This window comes from Pradoshia sp. D12, from assembly GCF_008935075.1.
GTDB lineage: Bacteria > Bacillota > Bacilli > Bacillales > Pradoshiaceae > Pradoshia.
On sequence record NZ_CP044545.1, the window covers coordinates 1871766 to 1889650 of the forward strand.

At 35.6% G+C, this 17885-nt stretch carries 15 protein-coding genes; 12 read left to right on the forward strand and 3 right to left on the reverse strand.

The features are described 5' to 3' along the window. The first annotated feature begins 118 nt into the window (after window positions 1-118). A complete protein-coding gene (locus F7984_RS09130) occupies window positions 119-1783 on the forward strand; it encodes an FAD-binding dehydrogenase (protein WP_139891959.1) in 1665 nt (554 codons plus the stop codon). A 38-nt stretch (window positions 1784-1821) separates the two neighbouring features. Here the strand turns inward: F7984_RS09130 and F7984_RS09135 are convergent, their stop codons facing one another. Then, window positions 1822-3588 (reverse strand): glycoside hydrolase family 3 protein, encoded by a 1767-nt coding sequence (locus F7984_RS09135; RefSeq protein WP_066103876.1) that lies wholly within the window; start codon window positions 3586-3588, stop codon window positions 1822-1824. A gap of 349 nt (window positions 3589-3937) precedes the next feature. On the opposite strand from F7984_RS09135, the gene F7984_RS19025 reads away from it, so the two are divergent. Next, on the forward strand, window positions 3938-4099 hold the full coding sequence (locus tag F7984_RS19025) for a hypothetical protein (RefSeq protein ID WP_175354259.1): 162 nt from the start codon (window positions 3938-3940) through the stop codon (window positions 4097-4099). Between the two features lie 200 nt (window positions 4100-4299). On the opposite strand, the gene F7984_RS09140 is transcribed toward F7984_RS19025, so the two are convergent. Continuing rightward, window positions 4300-4797 (reverse strand): phosphatidylglycerophosphatase A family protein, encoded by a 498-nt coding sequence (locus F7984_RS09140; protein WP_181161997.1) that lies wholly within the window; start codon window positions 4795-4797, stop codon window positions 4300-4302. 109 nt (window positions 4798-4906) lie between these two features. On the opposite strand from F7984_RS09140, the gene yutH reads away from it, so the two are divergent. After that, window positions 4907-5935, forward strand: coding sequence for a spore coat putative kinase YutH (gene yutH / locus F7984_RS09145; protein ID WP_181161998.1), 1029 nt, complete (start codon window positions 4907-4909; stop codon window positions 5933-5935). Between the two features lie 80 nt (window positions 5936-6015). Here the strand turns inward: yutH and F7984_RS09150 are convergent, their stop codons facing one another. Further along, window positions 6016-6840: an STAS domain-containing protein gene (locus tag F7984_RS09150; RefSeq protein ID WP_066103872.1), complete on the reverse strand. Its 825-nt coding sequence runs from the start codon at window positions 6838-6840 to the stop codon at window positions 6016-6018. 499 nt (window positions 6841-7339) lie between these two features. Between F7984_RS09150 and F7984_RS09155 the strand changes: the two genes are divergently transcribed. The 9 genes from F7984_RS09155 to F7984_RS09195 all read left to right on the forward strand — a co-directional run bounded on the left by F7984_RS09155 (window position 7340) and on the right by F7984_RS09195 (window position 17822). After that, window positions 7340-8101, forward strand: a complete 762-nt coding sequence (locus F7984_RS09155; RefSeq protein ID WP_066103869.1) for an ion channel — start codon at window positions 7340-7342, stop codon at window positions 8099-8101. 423 nt (window positions 8102-8524) lie between these two features. Next, entirely contained in the window at window positions 8525-8773 is a 249-nt protein-coding gene (locus F7984_RS09160; protein ID WP_139891951.1) for a hypothetical protein, read from the forward strand. 338 nt (window positions 8774-9111) lie between these two features. Further along, on the forward strand, window positions 9112-10581 hold the full coding sequence (locus tag F7984_RS09165) for a sensor histidine kinase (RefSeq protein WP_192796844.1): 1470 nt from the start codon (window positions 9112-9114) through the stop codon (window positions 10579-10581). Window positions 10582-10930: 349 nt separating this feature from the next. Next, window positions 10931-12055 carry an alcohol dehydrogenase catalytic domain-containing protein gene (locus F7984_RS09170; protein WP_140461443.1) on the forward strand — a complete coding sequence of 375 codons (1125 nt, stop codon included), beginning with the start codon at window positions 10931-10933 and terminating at the stop codon, window positions 12053-12055. Window positions 12056-12367: 312 nt separating this feature from the next. Continuing rightward, window positions 12368-13924 carry an ABC transporter substrate-binding protein gene (locus F7984_RS09175; protein ID WP_140461444.1) on the forward strand — a complete coding sequence of 519 codons (1557 nt, stop codon included), beginning with the start codon at window positions 12368-12370 and terminating at the stop codon, window positions 13922-13924. A 55-nt stretch (window positions 13925-13979) separates the two neighbouring features. Further along, window positions 13980-14936, forward strand: a complete 957-nt coding sequence (locus tag F7984_RS09180; protein ID WP_140461445.1) for an ABC transporter permease — start codon at window positions 13980-13982, stop codon at window positions 14934-14936. Window positions 14937-14954: 18 nt separating this feature from the next. Then, window positions 14955-15842: an ABC transporter permease gene (locus F7984_RS09185; RefSeq protein WP_140461446.1), complete on the forward strand. Its 888-nt coding sequence runs from the start codon at window positions 14955-14957 to the stop codon at window positions 15840-15842. Window positions 15843-15862: 20 nt separating this feature from the next. Then, the gene (locus tag F7984_RS09190; protein ID WP_140461447.1) at window positions 15863-16861 is read left to right on the forward strand and encodes an ABC transporter ATP-binding protein; all 999 of its coding nucleotides are present in this window, start codon (window positions 15863-15865) and stop codon (window positions 16859-16861) included. Beyond that, a complete protein-coding gene (locus tag F7984_RS09195) occupies window positions 16848-17822 on the forward strand; it encodes an ABC transporter ATP-binding protein (protein WP_140461448.1) in 975 nt (324 codons plus the stop codon). The genes F7984_RS09190 and F7984_RS09195 overlap by 14 nt, the downstream gene beginning before the upstream one ends. The last annotated feature ends 63 nt before the right edge of the window (window positions 17823-17885 follow it).

Sequence of the window (17885 nt, forward strand, 5' to 3'; positions counted from 1 at the left end):
TTAGGCTCATAATTTTAAGCAAAGTAAATTCTTCTTTTTATATCAGTATACATACCTAAATTATGGAACTATAGATTAATATAAGAGTATAAACGTTTATCAAAAAGGGGGAAATGCATTGGAGTTCGATGCGATCGTTATTGGGGCTGGTTTGGCCGGTTTGGTGGCTACAGCAGAAATTGCAGATGCAGGGAAAAAGGTATTATTGCTAGATCAAGAACCTGAAGCTTCATTAGGCGGACAAGCTTGGTGGTCATTCGGTGGTTTATTTTTAGTGGATTCCCCTGAACAACGTCGTATGGGTATTAAAGATTCTAAGGAATTGGCTTGGCAGGATTGGATGGGTACTGCAGGGTTTGATCGAGATGAGGAGGATTATTGGGGCAAAAAATGGGCAGAAGCGTATATTGACTTTGCTGCTGGAGAAAAACGTGCTTGGCTTCATAAACAAGGAGTTCGTTTTTTTCCTGTAGTTGGTTGGGCTGAAAGAGGAGGTTATTTGGCTGAAGGACATGGTAACTCAGTACCAAGATTTCATATTGTTTGGGGAACAGGTCCAGGTATTGTATCGCCTTTTGAAAAAAGGGTAAGAGAGCATATTAAAAATGGATTAGTTGATTATCGTCCTCGTCACCGTGTAGATGAACTGATGAGCAGTAATGGGATAATTCAGGGGGTGAAGGGTTCCATATTGGCAGCCAGTTCGGCTTTAAGAGGTGAGAAAAGTAACAGGGACGTTATTACTCATTTTGAGTTTTCTGGTAAAGCAGTTCTTGTTTCGAGCGGGGGTATCGGAGCCAACCATGATTTAATTCGCACAAATTGGCCAGAAAGACTGGGGCCGCCTCCAAAGAACATGATTTCAGGGGTCCCGGCACATGTGGATGGCAGAATGCTGGGGATATCAGAAGAGGCAGGTGGGCGTATTGTAAATCGAGATCGTATGTGGCATTACACAGAGGGAATCAAAAACTGGAACTCGGTATGGGAAAACCATGGAATTAGAATTTTGCCAGGTCCGTCCTCTATTTGGCTGAATGCAACAGGCCAGCGCTTCCCGGCCCCCAACTTTCCTGGGTATGATACACTTGGCACCCTGGAGGCTATCCAAAAAACAGGATTTGATTACTCATGGTTTATTTTGACACAAAAAATGATTGAGAAAGAATTTGCGCTATCCGGTTCTGAGCAAAATCCGGATTTAACGAATAAAAGTATCCGCAAGGTCTTAAGCAGAGTACTCCCTGGTCCTCCTGGTCCGGTAAAGGCATTTATGGATCATGGCGAGGATTTTGTCATTGCAGATAACTTAGTGGAACTGGTTAAAGGAATGAATGAATTAACAAAAGATAATCTATTAAATTACGAAGAAATTGAAAGACAAATAAAAGCGAGAGATCGTGAAATGGATCATACATTCACAAAGGATTTGCAAATTACGGCATTAAGGGGAGCGAGAAATTACATAGGTGACAAATTAATCCGAGTCGCCAAACCGCATAAAATACTTGATCCTCAAAATGGACCATTGATTGCTGTTCGTTTAAACATTGTAAGTCGCAAAACTCTAGGCGGGCTACAAACAGATTTATCAGCACGAGTCCTCAATTCTAAGGGTGAGGCAATACCTGGCTTTTATGCAGCTGGTGAGGTTTCTGGATTTGGAGGGGGAGGAGTTCACGGATATCGTTCGCTAGAGGGGACATTTCTTGGAGGCTGTTTATTTACAGGCAGGGTAGCAGGCAGGGCAATCGCTTCCTACTTAAAAGAGAAAAAGGATTAAACCGAGGAAGGTTTAATCCTTTTTTTGCTTTTGACAGATTAAATGTATGTGTCTTTTAATCCGCAGTATGCATCAACTGGGCTGTCACCCTTGAATGGTGATTTACCCATCATTTTTTCTACTAGTACTTCAATTGTTTCTTTATTACCGTCATACGTGTTGATGTATGTTTTCACTTGTGGAACATCCGCTAAGTGGAATGGGTAGTTTACAGAAACAAAGATTGTTGGTACTTCGTGTACATAGAACGGAATATCAGGTGTTCCTTTTAACGCATTCCATGTCATACGTTGAACAACTTCACCCATTTTGATATTAGCGATATTAATGATTAAATCATATTTATCTGTTAATTCTTTAATAGGGCGTTTTGCTGCATATGCGTTCATGATGCTCTTCATTTGTTCTTCTGGTGGCAGGTCCGCGATTTTATCCATTGGAGATTCGTGAATTTCCACTTCAAAGCCTTGCGCTTCAAGCTCTGCTTTCAGAAGATCAATTGGCTTAGGTTTGTTACCGCTAATTAATTTACTGAATGCACCTTCAGCAGTTTTAACATTAACTAGTAATACTCGTTTGTATTTTTCAGGAGTAACAGGCCAAATATCTTGTTTGTCTTTTACCAATGTGATTGCACGATCAGTAACTTCTTTAAATAGCTTAACGTTTTCAGGAAGACCGATTTGTTTAAGCGCTTCTTCTTTCGGCATCATGATTTCCGTTTTTGCTTTTTTGTGAAGACCTAAAGATGCTTTAAGACCAAGGATACGAGTAAGAGCTGCTTCTAAACGCTCTTCTGTAATAATACCGTTTTTGTATCCGTCCATCATGTAGCCGAAATCTTCATCTGGATCGTTGAAGAATAAGAATAAGTCACAACCAGCAGCAATAGCAGTAGGAAGCATTTCGCTGCGTTTCATTGCAGAAGTCATCGCAACCATGTGGCTCGCATCTGTAACAACAACGCCATTGAATTCTAATTTACCACGTAATAAATCTGTGATTAGCTCTTTAGAAAGAGTTGCTGGCAGCAAATCTTCATCTGTAAGGCTAGGGTTGAAGTGCTTGGAATAAGCAGGCATATGGATGTGACCAGCCATGATAGAAGGTAGGCCAGCATCGATTAAGCCTTTGTAAACTTTTCCGAAAGTTTCATCCCACTCATCACAAGATAGGCTGTTAGGCGCGAAGGATAAATGCTGGTCACGCTCATCTACGCCGTCACCAGGGAAGTGTTTAGCAGCAGGTGCAATTCCGCTTTCCTGGATACCTTTCATGTAAGCCAAGCTCATTTCTAAAACTTGATCAGGGTCAGAACCAAAAGTACGGCTAGAGATGATTGGGTTACGCCAGTTCATGTGAATATCTACGATTGGCGCAAAGCTCCAGTTACATCCGATTGCAGACGCTTCTACACCAGAAACTCGGCCCATTTCATATGCCCATTTCGCATCTTTTGTTGCACCGATTTTAACTTCAAGACCAACTTCAGTACCGTCTGTACAAGCTCCATTACCGCCTGCTTCTGTGTTTGCAGCAATTAGCAATGGAATTTTGCTGTTTTCTTGAAGAATTTTATTTTGATCGTAAACTTCTTCAGCTTTACCAGGATTGTAACGTACAGCACCGATATGGTAGTTGTTTAGCATACCTGTTAAATATTCTTCAGTACGGCTAGCTCCCATATTAACGAATAATTGGCCAATCTTTTCTTCGATTGTCATAGAATTAATTGTGTCTGTTACCCATTTAATATCTTCATCAGATAAATGGTATGGTTTTGCTTTTAAATCCACTTTAGTCATCCTATGTAATACTCCCTTACTAAATATTTGAGAAAAATTTCTATCATCATGTAGTATGTACGATTTTCCTTTATTTATGTTTAGGCTTTCATAATTAAAGACGAAGGCATCAACCTTCAAATAAATTAGCCATACATTTAAACTACAAAAAAGTAATTTAACTCAACCACTAGTATTCTAGCATACTAGTTTAAGGATTTCTATAGAAAGTTCAATATTTCACAAACTTATTCAGGATTTAAATAATAAAGATTAATATTTAGAAAAGCCATACAATTGTCAAGATACCTATAGGTACAGTGTTTGATAACGGGAATAATGATAATAGAAGAAAAAGGGGGGATAGACGATGATTCTAAGATTTTCAATACTAATCTTACTCGATATCATTTTTGCAATTACCCTTATTGATCAGCAGCTCATATTGGCAGCACTGATTGCTCTTGCCTTTGTTTATTATACAATAGAGCTTGCAGCTGAAATGGAGTTTGACAATGTGGAATTTGAGTAAGTTCACTTATGATTACCTAAGCGATTAAATGAATTCACAAAGATGTGTATTACACATAATTCATATAAATATCTAAACAGTAGAACGAAAGGGCAGGTATGCTCTTTCGTTCTTACTTGTTAGACTGTTAGGAAATTAACCGACTCGGTTTAATTACCTTATAAAAGAAAAACTCAAAGTATAAATTCAGGATTTTATATTTATTCTACATTCTCTACTCGGTGAGCTAAACGGCTGGAAGCGGCAGCAGCAATCGCCCCAACAATATCATCCAGGAAGGTATGGCATTCACCGGAGGATTTATCATTCAATTTTGCCAGTATGCCTGGTTTCTTTTTATCAATATATCCATAATTGGTAAAACCAATAGAACCATATACATTCACGATGCTAAATGCTAAAATCTCATCAACCCCATATAATCCTTCATCAGTCCGGATTATGGATTGTAAAGGTTCTTCAAGCATCCCTTTTTCGGAAAGCATATCTAGTTGTATGCCAGTTAAAATGGCATTTTGGACTTCGCGTTTTGAGAGTACGCGCTCCACATTTTTAATACACTCATCCAATAGCAGATTTTCATGATATTGATGCTGAAGGTATAAAACTAATTCACCAATATCTGTAACTGTCACCCCTCGATCATGCAACCATTTTCTTGCTGTTTGTTCAGTCATATCTACAGGTTTCCCTTTCATACGAAGACACCAACTCCCATGCATATAGTAAGAATAAATCTTGATGTTAACCACATATAACAGTTATCTTGCCCATATACTTATCATAGTAAGCAAGGAATTAGAGGTGATGAACAATATTGTGATGAACAAACAATTATTACACGAACAATATGGAATTACAGTTGATCAAGAAATAAGCAGTGGGGCAATAAACATATATAACGGTGGAGGCAGAGTATTCATGAGCTTTGCCATAAACATGGAAGAGCAAGACCTCCAGGAACGAAGCAGTTTGGCGTACCATATGCATAACAAAGGGGAGAAGGGAGTATGGCTTCCCCTGTTAAACAATGAACAAAAGCTATTAACAAAACTGGAAAGTAACGATTATGTGGTTTGTATAAATGAAATGGAAATTCCTCAATCATATGAAGTGGGCAGAGAGCTGGCAATATTTCATTATCGTGGCAGGTCTATTCCGCAACGAATCGTTTTTTGCAGCAGAATCGGAAAATGGAAGGAAATGTGGGAGCAGCGGGTCGATCAGCTTGAACGAGTTTGGAGAGATAAATTGGCAGCAAAGCCACAAAACGATTTTGAAAAACTGTTTATTGACAGCTATCCTTATTACGCAGGCCTTTCGGAAAACGCAATCCAATATTTAGTTGATACTGAAATAGATGAAAACCCGGAGATGGTTGATGCTGGGACCGTTTGTTATGATCGCTTTACTTCAGAAACCTGGGGACCCGGCTCAAATGGCAAATTATTTAGTGAATGGGTTTTTGACCATAGTGCGAGGGATATTGCGGAGTGGATACGCGCTTATTATTTTAAACAGCCAAATACATACCATCAGGGTGTCGAGTCATTTTTGCGCCAATATCAATCAATCACCCCTTTATCAACATTTTCTGCACGGATGTTATTCTCAAGGTTGCTCTTACCGGTTCATTATTTTGAAATTATTGAGCAGTATTATGTAACAAAATCAGAAGGAGAAAAGACTCGTTTGGAGGAAAGATTAGAAAATTTCGTGAAGCACTCTACTATGTATGAAAGAATGCTAAGTGAAATATATGAACTGGCTGGTATACTAAAGGGGAATATCAAAATGGTTGTTCCTGAATGGATCATGAACGGGAGAACTATTTAGTCTATTTTAAGACATTCTTTGAGTGTCTTTTTTGTTTTAAATAAAAATACTCCCGACTGTATGTCCGGGAGAGAAATTTATCATAGGATATCTTTAACAGCCAAATGTAAGCTAGAGTAGCTTTTAGCTGTAAATTTAATTCCGAGGTTTACCATTGTTTGTGCAATTTCTATTCGGATACCGGATAAGCGCGTCTCGATACCGATGAGTCGCAATGCATCAATAACTTTAAATATCTGATGAGCCACCATTGTGTCCGTAATCGGAACTCCTGATAGATCAATAATAATATAACTTAGATCATATTCACTTCCAGCCTGTAATGCTTTTTCCATCAAGTGGCTTGCACGTTGAGTGTCTAATACTCCAATGATTGGAATAATCCCGATATTGGATGTAATCCTAACAACAGGAATAGACAGTTCAAAAGCAGTCCTCTCCGCTAATACGATTCTATTGGAGTATTGTGAAGAATAAGAAATACTAAGCCAGTGTATCGCTTTATCAACAACTGAATCGAATTTAGAAATGATTTCATAGAAAACGTCCAGACTTACTGAATATTTTTTAGCTTGGTCCTTGATGATACCGCCAATTTTATCACGATAAAATCTAACTTCTTCTATTGCATCAGCAAGTGATAAATTTAAGTTTATGAGTAAATCAACGGTTTCCTTTCCCCATTCTTTTAAAACTGCAAAGGTTTCGTTTTGCTCTTGGGCAATTGAAAATCCATATATCTCTATAAGGGTTTTTCGCCAAGTTTTAACCATACTATTGATTTCCTCGGAATATGTATTCGTAGCGTCTTTAAATCGTAAATCTGCAAGAGTATCTTCGGAAGAGATTATGTGAGTTGAAACACCTTCTAAAAACACATGTATGCTACTATCAATGCTATGCATATCAACAGCTCCTAATTACTGCGATTTATGACCCATTGTTTTTTTGCAAAGAAAAAAACCCTTTAGAAGGATTAATTTTGAAAATATTTAAGCGCATATCCAATAAGCTAATAACCCTTATACAAAGAATGTATATTATTTTCTCTAACATAACAGTTGGAGAATAAACTGTAAAGAAATACCTATTTACAAAATGCTTCACATTTAACCAAATTATCTTAAGATTTGCGTAGTTAGAGATAGGGTAACCCGGTATATGGGTGGTAAATAATTGAAATATGTAGGCAAATATTTTAATTGGAATTGCAGAAGCATACGAGAGGAAAGAGGGACACGCTAAATAACTTAACTTTGGACAGCATTATATTGAATAATAAAAGTAACAAAATGGAATTGAGTATATATTAAATAGATGGTTCAATCTTATAATAATAGAGAAAATGGACTATGCATGCATTAACCGAAAAAAATCCTGTTCAGAGTAAGAAGAGGTGTTTGAATGATTATCTTACGTAATTTATATTTTAAACTAACACATATGTCTTGGTTATTATTGACCACATCAACCATATTTTTAATCGTATTCTGTACAATTATGCTCAGGTTGATTGAACCAGATACGTTTACTACCTATATGGACTCGTTATGGTTCACAATGACGACCATGTTGACGGTTGGATATGGAGACATGTCACCGACTACTATAGAAGGAAGAATATTTACAATCCTATTTTTGTATGTGGTTGGTATTGGTTTATTCGCCACTTTTATCGGAAAAGTTATGGAAAGTTTTACGGTTTACAGAAGACGTAAAGAGGGTGGAGAGCTTATGTATGAAGGAAAGAATCATATTGTTATCATAGATTGGTCACATAAGGCGCAAAACGCAGTTAAGGAAATTTTAGACAAGAATAAAAAGGCGGAAATAGTGGTTATAGATATGCTTGAAAAGCTATCTTATGTAAATGGAAATATCCATTATATAAGAGGAGAGGCCTCGAATGTTGAGGTATTAAAGAAAGCCAATATCCAAAATGCAAAATCTATCTTGATTTTCTCTGATGATCGGATTCAGAATCAAACCTTAACTGACGGAAAGTCATTAATGATTGCATGTGCGGTTGAAAGAATCGCCTCTCATGTCCATACAGTTGTCGAAATTGAAAGAGAAGAGCATGTTGAAAATTTCTCACATATTAATATTGATAAATTTATACTATCCAATGGAACGATTGCCAAGATGGTAGTAGATGCAATGTAAGTGAGATAACAGGCAAGGCATAAATTTAGAGCTAGTAGGTGGATTATTTAAGGATATCGCTTATCTACTGCCGTTTGTTCATGCTGTTGAAGCTGGAAAAGCTGCATTAAGCGGAGTTTATAGAAATATGTTTCCGCATCTATGGTGGGTACTTGGGTATGCTGTTATTATTCTATTTATTTCAATATTTGTTTTTAAAAAGAGAACTCAGGAAGTCTAATTATTAACTTAAAATTATAGATGATTAATCATCTGAAATTGGTGCATGGTCATTAGGCCATGCTTATTTTAGTGAAGTCAGAATTTACCAATCCATCAGATAAGAGGATCATTATTCTTCTAGAATTTAAAGCAGCTTTTTCGCATTATTAATGAAGGATTTTACCATATATCAATAGAATTAAATTGGAAAGGAGGATATCTATGAACACATACGGCAGATTATCTTTATTAACAGTAGGCATCTGTATAGTCTTATCCTATTTTATAACGGATAATATGGCATATCCTAGATTGTTCTTGTTAATGGCTACCATCTTATCTATAGCAGGAATCGTCTTTGCTATTTTATCTAAAAAAATGGTAAGCATGATTTTTGGTATCCTCCTAAATGCCCTTATCTGGGTTGGCTTTTTCATATTAATATTAGTTGTAGGTATAGGTATAAACTAAAGGACCCTCCTTATTGATAGTGTATCAAATTAATAATTTTTAATAGCAGACCGCTCTATCTATTTATAAAATGATTCTATAGGTAGATATCCTTTTTTTTTTTACGTCTTTCCAATCGGAGCGGCGTTTTATTTTTGCTTTCATAATCACATTTTCAACTAATTTTCTAATGAATGATGGTGCTTATACATAACGAAAGGACTGGAATTAAATACATATAAAAAGACATTATTATTTTGATATAATGAAATCCTCTGTTAATTTAATTGAATAGGCGAAAGGAACACTTAAGATATAAAATGATTAGTTTTAAAAAGAATTTGATAAATAATCAGCGAGTGTTTAAGCAAGTTGCATACTTTTCAATCATATCGCTGGTGTTTATTACCACTATTTTATTTGGTTATAACAGGATGTCGACTCTCTTTAGGAAAGAGGCATCTGAATTATTCCCAACTCATATTTGGCTAGAACATGCTCTATATGAAGATCAGCTTGATACCGAAGAATTAACTGACTTTTTGCAAACTATTCCAAAAGATAACGAGTATATCTATGTTTATAATCAAGATACTCAGTCAAAGGCATTATATTATAAGGACACAACAGTACTTGCCGATGACGTTGAAGGCTTCGATGGTCTTTTATTATTTTTGTTAAACAAACTGTTAATGCATGTCGATTTAGGGGATGTCTATAATGTGTTTATTAAACAAAATTTGGATCTGAAATTACTTAATGAAAGTAATTCTATTTTAATCAACATCGGCCATGAGGTTAATACAGATGCTTTTAAGGGTGAGATCGTTACTTACCGTAATGTTAGTAAAGCTCTCTTGCAGGAGTTCAAAATAGTGACTATTCAATGCTTGCTATTCATCAGTCTATCAGTGCTTTTAATTTTCATTAACTATAAAATTATGAGAAATCTTTACTATACCCCTCTAATAAAAATGAGAGAACATTTTATGAAAATGTCACGATTTCATTTAGAGAGTTTCGTATACAAAAAGCCTGTTATACCAGAAATAGAAAAGACGATTGCCGCAGTCAATACGACGATGTTTGAACTGCAGGATGGGATTAAAGAGACCAAATCCTTCCTTGATGAAATGGTTCATGAAATTAAAAATCCAGCCCATAATATTAAGAATGAACTTGAATTGATAGAGGATATGCTACCTGAAGCAGATGAGGAAATGAAACAGAAACTTCAATCCGTTATAAATGAAACGGAAAATATCACTTCCTTATTATCTAGCATAAAAATCATTTATGATATGTATTATTTAGGGGGTTCCCCTCCAGATAGTTGGCTGAATCCAATCGAGAAAATCAAACCTATTTTTGAGGAATATAAGAAAAAATACCCTAATCGAGAATTTCATTTCAAGTATAGTATTAACCCCAATATTCATATATGGATTGACCAAGGTTCAATCGAATTGATGATCAGAAACTTGCTTGATAATGCCATAAAATATTCAAAAGAAGACTCCTCCATCTTTATTGGTATCCGTGAGTATAATCAGACCAAAAAGATCGTTATTGAAGTCATAAATTCTGGTTCGAGTATAGATTATAATAATCTTGGAAAGATTTTTGGAAAGTATTATCGTACAAATTCGGCTAAAGCGCAAACGAGTGGAGCAGGTATTGGACTTTGGCTGATTAATAGTATTGCAGACATCTATAATGCCAACGTACATGTGCAAAGTTCAACAAATACCACAGGATTTGCGATTGCTTTTCAGCATTATAAAATTGTAGAACAAGAAAGACTTGTGGATGAAGCGATCTCTTCTTAAAAGAGATCGCTTTATATATTTTGTTTAAAAACTTAATTAACCTTTACAGTCAGAACAAAAATTGATTTCTTGATACGAATAAAACAAACCGAGAATAACAATACCTTTTATTATCCTATATATTTAATCTTCAATCTGAAGTATTTTGAAGGTGATTAATAGAGAAGAATGTAATATGAATTTACAGAACAAAAATACAATAAAGAATATTAGTATAAGATAGGTGAAATGTCCATTCTGATTTTTTAATAAAATAGGATATTGGCTATTCTATAGAATATATATATAACAAGGTATCAAAAGCCGTTATAAAGGGTGGTAACAAACGCTGAGAAAAAGGAGAGTCTTGATGAAATCTGCAATTTTATATAATCCATCTATCGAATTTCCATACAGTAAAAGCAAACCTCTAAAAGTAAGGGATATAAAGCTAGATGATATTGATGATGATGAGGTACTAGTTGAAATAGCATACGCTGGAATTTGTCATTCTGATTTATCTGTTATTAATGGAAAAGTCCCGAGACCATATCCTATCGCCCTTGGGCATGAGGCATCCGGAATAATTATGAAAACCGGAAAAGATGTTCATAATTTCCAAAAAGGTGATCATGTTGTATGTATTTTTCTGGCGAGCTGTATGCAATGTGAGTATTGCCAAAAGGGAAGACCTTCTTTATGTACGTTTGGTAAAAAAGCAAATATAAAAGGAACACTTTTAAGTGGCAAAAAGAAAATCATAGTAGATGACCAACATGTCTCACACCATGCTGGTATATCTGCCTTTTCAACACATGCTATTATGTCATCCCGTTCAATCGTTAAAGTCCCTAAAAAAATATCACTTGATGTTGTTGCTATTTCAGGATGTGCATTAATTACTGGTGCAGGTGCCGTAATTAACACGGCAAAAATTCCTCCTGGAAGTCATATTGGCATCGTAGGGCTTGGCGGTGTTGGGTTAAGCATGCTATTAGGCAGTAAAGTAATGGGACCTAGTCTAATTATTGCAATGGATATTAATGATGAAAAATTAGCTTTTGCTCAAGAATTGGGAGCAAATCTTTCATTTAATACTTCTAAACATAGTTCTGTTAGACAATTAATGCATGATTTTGAAGGCAAGTTAGATTTCGTTTTTGATGCTTCAGGTGTATCAGAAGCATTTGATATAGCCTATAAGCTTCTAAAACCAGGGGCTACATATATTACAAGCAGTTTACCGGATTTTGAAAGTAAGCTTTTTATACCATATATTAATTTAACGACTGAAGAAAAAATAATAAAGGGATCCTATATCGGTAGTTCTTTACCGTATCTGGATATTCCCAAATATTTAGAACTTTATGAGAAAGGATTAATGCCTATTGATAAATTAATTAGCCATAGAATATCACTAAATGAAATAAACAAAGGTTTTGATTTGTTAAGATCAGGAAGGGCAAAGCGGATAGTCATCGATATGGCTTTATAAATGGTATCATACGAAGGATGATTCTCTAAAATTATCAGTAATTAAATCTACCTTTGTTCAAAATCCGCTCTAGAGAAGAGAGGTGTAAATTTTCTTTGAATACTCCAGTTGAAGTCTTCAAAAAGAAAGGCTGGCTGAAAATGAAATTTTAGTGGTCAAGAAGGGCCATTCTAAAAAGATGGGAAGACCATTTAAACGCTTAGACACGGTCTAAATTTAATTCAGTCATCTTAAAATAGCATTATGATTCGAGTTTTATGAAAAAAAACGCTTTATATTTTCTGAATTTTCAGATAAGGGAGAGATTTTATTATGAAGAAAAATTTATTATTTATGATATTAATTTTAGCTTTTGTCCTAAGTGGTTGTTCATCAGGCGGAGAATCAGCTACTGATTCAAATGTAAAAAAACAAGCAACAGAATTAAAGGTTGCAATCAACGCGCAGCCGAATACATTAGATCCTCATATAACAACAGCGGGAATTACCCGAGATATCTCGCGAAATATATACGAGCAGCTGGTTGTTTTAAATGACAAATATGAAGTAGTACCGGAGTTGGCAGAAAAAGTGGAACAATCGGGGGATAATAAAAAATTTACTTTTATTTTGCGAAAAGGTGTTAAATTTCATAACGGTAAGGAGTTAACTGCTGATGATGTAGTTGCTTCCATGAATCGCTGGATAGATAACTTCGGTACAATTCAATCAGTAGTTGGTGATGCACGTTTTAAAAAGGTTGACGATTATAAAGTAGAAATTCAGTTATCTAAAGGTGTTTTAGAATTTCAATCTATGATTGCTGGAGCCAAACAGTTAGCATCAATCATGCCTGAAGAAGTAATTAATAATGCTGCCGCTAATGGTGTTACTGAAACTATTGGAACAGGGCCATTTAGTTTTATTGAATGGAAATCTGAGCAATACATTCATCTAAAAAAATTTAAAGACTATCAATCTATAGATATTCCATCTCAAGGTTTGGCTGGTACGAAGGAATTGTTTATCAACAATCTTTATTTCTATATTGTCACAGATGCTTCTACTCGGTTGGCTGGCTTGCAGACTGGTGAGTATCATATTGCTCGTTCCCTTTCCTATGATGACTTCGATATGATTGAAAATAACTCTGATTTAGCATCAGAATCAGAGCTGCTTGGAGATTTAACGATTGTATACAATAAAAAAACAGGTTTAATGGCAAACCAAAAGATGCGCCAAGCTATAAATGCCACATTGGATATAGATGAAATTATGATGGGTGCAGGGACAAATGAAAAGTTCTATCGTATGGGTTCAAGTTATATGTTTGAAGAACAAGAAGCTTGGTTTTCAGAAAGCGGGAGTGAACATTATAATCAAAAAAATGAAAAGATAGCAAAGCAACTTCTCAAGGAAGCAGGATACAACGGTGAAGAGTTAGTTATGGTTACTAATAAAGAATATCCGCAATTCTATAACGCAACAATCGTAATTAAAGATCAGCTTGAACGCATAGGAGTAAAAGTACGTATAGATGTATACGATTGGGCTACTCAATTAGAGATTGAGAATGACCCTGATAAATTTGATTTATACGTGATGTCATATAGCCCCGTAACCACACCCACGAGTTACTTATATTTAAGTCCGACGTACTCAGGGTGGACAGATGATAAAAAAATTTCAAAATTAATGGTTAAGATTGATAATGAAACGACAAGAGAAGATGCTAAAGCTGCGTGGGATGAGCTCCAAGGAAATATGTGGGAATCTTTACCTATAACGAGTCTTGGGGATATTTATACATTAACTGGCCGTTCAAAAAAAGTGAGTAATTTAGAATTCTTCCAAGGACCTATTTTTTGGAATGTAAAAGTCACTGAATAAAATTTGATAGCCTTGCTGGTAGAATATCAGCAAGGTTTATATCGAGGTGAATAATATGCAGATATATCTAATGAAAAGGGTCTTCTCTATCATTCCTGTGTTGATAATCGTATCAATTATTGTTTTTACATTAATACACCTTATTCCAGGAGATCCTGCCCGTACAATTTTAGGTCAAGAGGCTTCTGGTGAGCAAATAGAGAATCTTAGGGAAGAGATGGGATTAAATAAGTCCATTGTTACACAGTATTTCGTTTGGATTACTGGAATTTTCAAGGGAGATTTAGGAACATCATATTTTAGTAACCAACCTGTGTCTGAAATTCTTTTTCAATATCTCGGAGCAACATTATCTTTAGCTATTTATGCACAAATTTTAGCTCTTGTTATTGCTATTCCACTTGGAATATTGGCAGCCCGAAAAAAAGGAACAATAATTGATCAAATTTTAACATCAGCTTCGTTATTTGGCATCTCATTACCCAGTTTTTTATCTGGATTGTTCTTGGTTATGATTTTCGGTGTGCTTCTAAAATGGCTTCCAGTCGCTGGGTACAAACCATTGGATCAAGGTATTATCGAGCATATTAAATATTTGACTTTACCGGCCGTATCATTGGGATTACTTCAGGCAGCGCTAATAACAAGAATGACACGCTCATCCATGCTTGAAATTTTAGGCCAAAATTTTATACGTACAGCTAAGGCCAAGGGGGCGAAAGAGCAAAGGATTATCTATTATCATGCTTTAAGAAACGCATTTATTCCTATTTTAACAGTCATTGGCCAATCTTTTGCCTCCTTAGTAGCTGGGGCTGCTGTAGTGGAAACAATTTTTAACATACCAGGGATAGGTCAACTTATAGTCAATTCGGTAACACGAAGAGATTATTCTGTTATCCAGGGGATTGTATTATTCATAACTGTTTGCTATGTATTTATCAATTTATTTATTGATGTCTTGTACAGTATTATAGATCCTCGCGTTAGATTGTCCTCCAAGCGTTCGTAAAAGAAAGGGTGATATCGAATGCAAGAAAACGTTATAAGTAGTATTAAAGAAGTTCAAAAGGCAGAACTGAAAAAGCGCAATAGAATAAAGTTAACCCGCTTCTTTAAAACAAGGGCTGCTGTCACTGGAGTATCAATTTTACTGTTGATTACGGTAATTGTAATTCTTGCGCCCTTGATTGTAAGGTATACACCTATCGAAGTAAATGCCATGAATCGGCTTGTAGGACCAAATGGCGATCACTACTTCGGTACGGATAATTTAGGACGAGACTTATTTAGTAGAATACTGTACGGTTTACGAATTTCTCTTATTATAGGGCTTTCTGTTACTATATTATCTACTCTTTTTGGTCTGTTCGTTGGACTATATGCAAGTTATTACAAATTCTTAGACAATCTTTTAATGAGGATATGTGATGGAATTATGGCTTTTCCATCTATCTTATTAGCGATTGCTGTTATGGCGATATTAGGTCCAGATATTAAAAATGTTGTTATTTGTTTGACCATTGTTTTCACACCCTATATTGCTCGAATTATCCGTTCTGCGGCCATAGTTATCCGCGAACAAACATATATTGAGGCGATGATGTCATTAGGTGCTAGTGATTTACGTATTATTTTTGGACATATACTTCCTAATGCTTTATCTCCCCTTATAGTACAGGCAACCTATATTTTTGCGGAAGTTATTATTTTGGAGGCTGCATTAAGTTTTTTGGGAGTAGGTGTACCAGCTCCCAATCCAAGCTTAGGCAATATCTTGTATGATGGAAAACTGGTGATATTCAGTGCATGGTGGATGGTCGTATTTCCAGGAATATTTGTGGTACTAAGCGTCGTTTCTCTGAATTTAATGGGAGATGGAGTACGGGATTTATTAGATCCAAAAATGAAAAAGTAATTTAACAAAGGAGGGGAATTATGTCATCAAATGTCTTATTAAATGTTACTGGATTAAAGACAAGTTTTAAAACAGAAAGAGGAAATGTTTCTGCTGTTAAGGGTGTAGATTTTCAGATAAAGAAGGGTGAGGTAGTAGGTTTAGTAGGTGAGTCCGGTTGTGGTAAAAGTGTGACTGCACAATCAATTATGAGATTATTTGATGAAGACAGATTGGTGAATTATGAAGGTAAAGTGGAATTAGAAGGTGAAAACTTACTTGAAGTTAACGAGAGAAAAATGCAAGACATACGGGGTAATGATATATCTATGATATTTCAGGATCCTATAAGCTCATTAAATCCTTTGATGAAGGTAGGTGATCAAATAAAGGAAGCACTAGTATTACATCGAAATATTCCGAAGTCTGAACTCACTAATAAAGTAGTTGATTTGTTACGACTTACCGGTATCCCCTCACCAGAAAAGCGGATACACGACTATCCCCATAAATTTTCTGGAGGTATGCGACAGCGAATAATGATAGCTATCGCGCTGGCATGTAAACCTAAATTGTTAATCGCAGATGAGCCTACTACAGCATTAGATGTTACGATTCAATCTCAAATCATTAAACTAATAATGAAATTAAACAAGGAATTAGATATGGCAATTTTAATGATTACTCATGATTTAGGAGTAGTTGCGGAAATTTGTGATAGAGTGATTGTTATGTATATGGGTCAAGTAGTAGAAGAGGCAGATGCCATAACATTGTTTTCTAATCCAAAGCATCCATATACAATAGGGTTACTAAAATCAATTCCTGATTTAAAAGGTAATCGTAAAGAGTTATTGCATATTATACCAGGGATGGTGCCTTCTTTATTTGAAAAACCTGCCGGCTGTTCATTTGCCCCTCGTTGTCCAATTGTAACCCCTGAGTGTACAAAGAAGAATCCTCCATTTGAAGTATTGAGTGAAAATCATCGTGTCCGATGTTTGTTTGCAAAGGAGGGGGAATTATATGCAACAGAATGATAATACAAAAGATATTCTATTGACAGTGAATAATTTGGAGAAGTATTTTAAAGATGAAAGCTTAGGAAAAAAAGTGATTGTAAAAGCAGTCAATAATATCACCCTATGTATTGAACGAGGTGAAACATATGGTCTGGTAGGTGAATCAGGTTGTGGTAAAAGTACAGCTGGCCGAACCATCCTAAATTTAATAAGGCCAACAAATGGTGATGTTGTATTCAAGGGGATAAATTTATCAAGCCTATCCCAAAGGAACATGCGAAAATATCGTAAAATGTTACAGATGATATTTCAGGATCCATATTCATCCTTGAATCCTAGAAAACGGATAGGAAAAAGTTTAGAAGAGCCACTTGCAATTCATAATGTTGGCGCAAAATCAGAACGAATAGAAAAGGTCATTAAAGTACTGAAAAGCGTAGGAATGGGACCGGAAAGCTTATATAAATTCCCTCACGAGTTTTCTGGCGGTCAATTACAACGCATAGGGATTGCTCGGGCACTAATCTGTGAACCAGAGTTAATCATCTGTGATGAGCCTGTTTCCGCATTGGATGTTTCGGTTCAAGCACAAATTATAAATTTATTAATTGAATTACAGAAGCAATTACAGCTTACATATATTTTTATCGCACATGATTTAAGTGTAGTTCGCCACATCTCAGACAGGGTTGGTGTTATGTATTTTGGTAGTTTAATAGAAGAAGCTGTAACTGATGATATTTATAATAACCCGTTACACCCTTATACCCAGACACTGCTTTCTGCAGTACCTTCAGTAGATCCGAAAACTAAAAGTGAACGAATAGAAGTTCTTGGCGAGCCTCCATCACCATTAAATCCACCGCTTGGATGTCCATTTCATACGCGCTGTCCTAAAGTGATGGACATTTGTAAACACCATTTGCCTAAAAGAATAGAAGTAGAGAGCGCCCATTTTGTAAATTGCCATTTGTATTAAAAGAGGAATTTTTTCTAGAATATTAAAGAGATTAATCTGTTGGTGATCCATTGTGTAATAAAG